This window comes from Specibacter sp. NPDC078692, from assembly GCF_040686835.1.
Classification (GTDB): Bacteria; Actinomycetota; Actinomycetes; order Actinomycetales; family Micrococcaceae; genus Specibacter.
In genome coordinates this window covers 1-4148 of record NZ_JBFBLV010000062.1, presented here as the reverse complement: position 1 = coordinate 4148, position 4148 = coordinate 1, and the positions used below count along the sequence as shown (strand labels likewise).

Annotated in this window: 5 protein-coding genes and 1 pseudogene; 5 read left to right on the top strand and 1 reads right to left on the bottom strand. The window is 56.7% G+C overall.

What is annotated here, in order from left to right; genetic code table 11:
- From AB0O97_RS20165 to AB0O97_RS20155, 3 genes and pseudogenes are all read left to right on the top strand, one after another.
- Window positions 1-508 (top strand): annotated as a pseudogene (locus tag AB0O97_RS20165) (hypothetical protein); the annotation flags it as partial.
- Window positions 509-870: 362 nt separating this feature from the next.
- The gene (locus AB0O97_RS20160; protein WP_363885043.1) at window positions 871-1287 is read left to right on the top strand and encodes a hypothetical protein; all 417 of its coding nucleotides are present in this window, start codon (window positions 871-873) and stop codon (window positions 1285-1287) included.
- 182 nt (window positions 1288-1469) lie between these two features.
- Window positions 1470-1736 carry a hypothetical protein gene (locus AB0O97_RS20155; RefSeq protein ID WP_363885041.1) on the top strand — a complete coding sequence of 89 codons (267 nt, stop codon included), beginning with the start codon at window positions 1470-1472 and terminating at the stop codon, window positions 1734-1736.
- A 239-nt stretch (window positions 1737-1975) separates the two neighbouring features.
- On the opposite strand, the gene AB0O97_RS20150 is transcribed toward AB0O97_RS20155, so the two are convergent.
- Window positions 1976-2647: a hypothetical protein gene (locus tag AB0O97_RS20150; RefSeq protein WP_363885045.1), complete on the bottom strand. Its 672-nt coding sequence runs from the start codon at window positions 2645-2647 to the stop codon at window positions 1976-1978.
- Between the two features lie 332 nt (window positions 2648-2979).
- Between AB0O97_RS20150 and AB0O97_RS20145 the strand changes: the two genes are divergently transcribed.
- Together AB0O97_RS20145 and AB0O97_RS20140 are read left to right on the top strand one after the other, a co-directional pair.
- Window positions 2980-3396 (top strand): hypothetical protein, encoded by a 417-nt coding sequence (locus AB0O97_RS20145; protein ID WP_363885043.1) that lies wholly within the window; start codon window positions 2980-2982, stop codon window positions 3394-3396.
- 182 nt (window positions 3397-3578) lie between these two features.
- Window positions 3579-3845: a hypothetical protein gene (locus AB0O97_RS20140; protein ID WP_363885041.1), complete on the top strand. Its 267-nt coding sequence runs from the start codon at window positions 3579-3581 to the stop codon at window positions 3843-3845.
- The last annotated feature ends 303 nt before the right edge of the window (window positions 3846-4148 follow it).

Genomic DNA, 4148 nt, shown 5'->3' with positions numbered 1-4148 from the left:
ATTTGACTGTGGTAAGCCATATTTTCCCCTAGAAGACGGGCATTTCGTGTTTAAAACGCCGAGCAGCCCCCGAACTTTATCGGTGGATCAAGGCTTAGTTCCGCTACTCAGAATGATCTGCGGTCCACTCGCCAAGATCCCGCTCAGAATCTCTTGGATCGCCAATCTCAGAAAAATGGGTCGCGACCCCGGCCTGGGGTGGCTTTGCGCGAATGACGCGCGCGGGGGTGGTGCGTGGGTCCCTCTTGGATTCCTCGCCAGCTATATGCAACATCCGCACTCCGAAGCACGCACGAAACGCGTACCCGTGCACCTGATGCACCCTGAGGCCGACGAATGGACCCCGGTGTCACTCAGCGAGAGCACTCTACAAACGTTGCCCGGCCCAACCACCAGCCGATTACTGTACAACTGCGGCCACTTCCCCCTCGAAGAGCCTGGATTGCAAGACCTCCTGAACAGTATCGAAGAAGTGGCTACGGCAGCCACAAATGGCTCGCTGAGTTGACCCCGGTGTAAAACAGCGTGCGAGCCGACAAAAGCGTTCCGTAAGCCGGTCCGGCTCCGGGACGTGGAACCACCCAGCTCAACAGTCGCAGCGAGATCGATGCTGCTGTCCGCAAGGGGAACGGTCTGCGGGACGGCCGGCGGCCCTAACAAATTTGTCGATTGCGGATTGGTGTCTACCAGTCACACGCCATATTGCCGATCTAACTGACTCAGCCACGGCGCGCCCGTATGCCCATTGCTGGACTGGGTTTCTCCGTTGCTGACCCAACTAGACCAACCAGAGCGAGGTCAATTAGTTTAAGCAACGAACAGGCCCCATGAATGCGGACGGCCATTTTCGAACGGTGGTAGTTTCTTCGGATGAGACTCCTCAGCAATCCCAAGGTGGCTATCGTCATGCTCATTATTTGTTGCTCGGCCTACGCCCTGGCCGTGGCAGGGGGCGTGAGAGGCGGAATCGTTGCCATCACCTCGAACGCACCCTACAGGGGTTCGAGTATGATCGGCCCGGTTCTTGTTGCGGCAGCAGGCGGTGTGATGCTTATTCTGTGTGCCGTAGCTGCCAATCTACTGCTCAGGAAACGTAGGTCACACTGGATCCTCATCACGATCTCCGCACTCATAATTCCGGCGCCAGCCTCTGTGGGTGCTAGGTACCTCTGGGAAATCAACGCGTGGGGGCCGTTCCCATACTTTCTCGCACTTGCTTTGCTTCTAGCCGCACTTTCAATGACAACCTTCCTGGCCAATGGGCGCGTTACTTCGACGGCACGCTAGTTGTAATATTTTGCTGCCTGAAGGGGGAACCGGTCTACGGGACAGATCTAGGCTGCTGGTCGCCATCCGAAGTGAAGACAGCAGCATAAGCCTGTCGCTCGGCCAATTGCCGTGGCTATACTTTCGACAACCGGCACGGGGTCCGCAGTTGGGCGCCACCAGCAAACAGGAGGGGGTCCGCCTTGGCTGAACGCATTCGAGCAAGAGTATCGGTGGCATTACCTCAACGGGGAGTTCTTGCCGTTGCCGTTTGGTTCTATCTGACCATGTCGGTTCGACTGAATCAGCCGAACGCCTGGGCCATTTTCGCTCTGCTGGTGGTAGCTAGCGCATTCCTGGCTTTGGCGGTTGGTCAGTATTCCCTCAAAGGGCTGCGCAAGCCAAAATGGGTTCTTCTGGCGAGCCTTGCGGCTTTAGTTTTGGCGGTCGGCTTGGGCACGCTCGGATAAACGAAGCATCTTCGCTTCTCATAGGCGAACTGTCTCCGCACAGGATCTTGTCTGATTTCGAAATCAACCCAAGCCGCTCCGCTATCTACCCGCCGCTTGCATTGATGAGCCAGATCGACAGTACCCCCTGTCCGCGGGGTGCGGCCAGGGGTACAAAGGTGGCGCCCATTTCACAGCCCGGAGTGACGGCTCAGATAGGCCCGCAAGCGGAACCCTGACTGGGACAAATTCAGGAACGACTACGATCGCTTGGGTATCGTTCCGAACGCCCGGAGTGCCGCTCCTCCAGCCACAAGGTGATACTGAAGCTCTCGAATAGTTTTGAGTGTTTCTTCATCAGAAAATCCAGTGACAATAGACCAGTCATGGCCTGCCCCGACTATGTCGCTCATGAAGTCAATCTCGGTCGCAAGTAGCGCCCTCGTCCAGTCAATATGTCGGAGAGGCTGGCAGCCCTCTATGGCTGCCCCAATCCGTTCAGCCTCGTCGAATAGGTCGGCAACGGAAGTAAACCCCATTGCAATTGAAAGTTCCTCGGTGCAGTAGGCAGGCCCGCCCCATTGGAGGAGGCCCTGACGGAGCACGGACCGCTCAACTGCTGTCAGGTCGTATTCCACGCGTTCTTTAGGATTCAGTTTAAATGGGTCCACGTCATCAGGATGGGTCTGGCGCCACAGGTCATTACTCAGTACGTTGTACTGCACGCCGAAGTCTCTCACCGCTCGAAGTCGCTCCAGAACCTGAAGAGAGATGCTCGAATTGCGCGACACCTGGCGTAGGCACTGTGGATATTGTTCCAGGATCTGTAACCACATTGATGTATCTGCTCGTGCCCTGAGCAGGAAGCGTGAACGTTCAGGGGACGAAACCGCTTCACACCACTGCGCATATTGAGCTGCCGATTCAATCACACCTCATAAGAACATGCCATCAGGAGAAGCGCAACGAAACCAAGCCAAATCGTGTCCGCACTCGTGCATCGCCGCGGTCCCGTAGGCGGAACGGTCTGCGGGACGGCCGGCGGCCCTAACAAATTTGTCGATTGCGGATTGGTGTCTACCAGTCACACGCCATATTGCCGATCTAACTGACTCAGCCACGGCGCGCCCGTATGCCCATTGCTGGACTGGGTTTCTCCGTTGCTGACCCAACTAGACCAACCAGAGCGAGGTCAATTAGTTTAAGCAACGAACAGGCCCCATGAATGCGGACGGCCATTTTCGAACGGTGGTAGTTTCTTCGGATGAGACTCCTCAGCAATCCCAAGGTGGCTATCGTCATGCTCATTATTTGTTGCTCGGCCTACGCCCTGGCCGTGGCAGGGGGCGTGAGAGGCGGAATCGTTGCCATCACCTCGAACGCACCCTACAGGGGTTCGAGTATGATCGGCCCGGTTCTTGTTGCGGCAGCAGGCGGTGTGATGCTTATTCTGTGTGCCGTAGCTGCCAATCTACTGCTCAGGAAACGTAGGTCACACTGGATCCTCATCACGATCTCCGCACTCATAATTCCGGCGCCAGCCTCTGTGGGTGCTAGGTACCTCTGGGAAATCAACGCGTGGGGGCCGTTCCCATACTTTCTCGCACTTGCTTTGCTTCTAGCCGCACTTTCAATGACAACCTTCCTGGCCAATGGGCGCGTTACTTCGACGGCACGCTAGTTGTAATATTTTGCTGCCTGAAGGGGGAACCGGTCTACGGGACAGATCTAGGCTGCTGGTCGCCATCCGAAGTGAAGACAGCAGCATAAGCCTGTCGCTCGGCCAATTGCCGTGGCTATACTTTCGACAACCGGCACGGGGTCCGCAGTTGGGCGCCACCAGCAAACAGGAGGGGGTCCGCCTTGGCTGAACGCATTCGAGCAAGAGTATCGGTGGCATTACCTCAACGGGGAGTTCTTGCCGTTGCCGTTTGGTTCTATCTGACCATGTCGGTTCGACTGAATCAGCCGAACGCCTGGGCCATTTTCGCTCTGCTGGTGGTAGCTAGCGCATTCCTGGCTTTGGCGGTTGGTCAGTATTCCCTCAAAGGGCTGCGCAAGCCAAAATGGGTTCTTCTGGCGAGCCTTGCGGCTTTAGTTTTGGCGGTCGGCTTGGGCACGCTCGGATAAACGAAGCATCTTCGCTTCTCATAGGCGAACTGTCTCCGCACAGGATCTTGTCTGATTTCGAAATCAACCCAAGCCGCTCCGCTATCTACCCGCCGCTTGCATTGATGAGCCAGATCGACAGTACCCCCTGTCCGCGGGGTGCGGCCAGGGGTACAAAGGTGGCGCCCATTTCACAGCCCGGAGTGACGGCTCAGATAGGCCCGCAAGCGGAACCTCTAGCGGGACAACCTTCGCCAGAATTGTTTCGAACCGACTAGTGGACCCGAGTGCTACTCGTTGTCACAGCAAATCTTTCAAGATCCC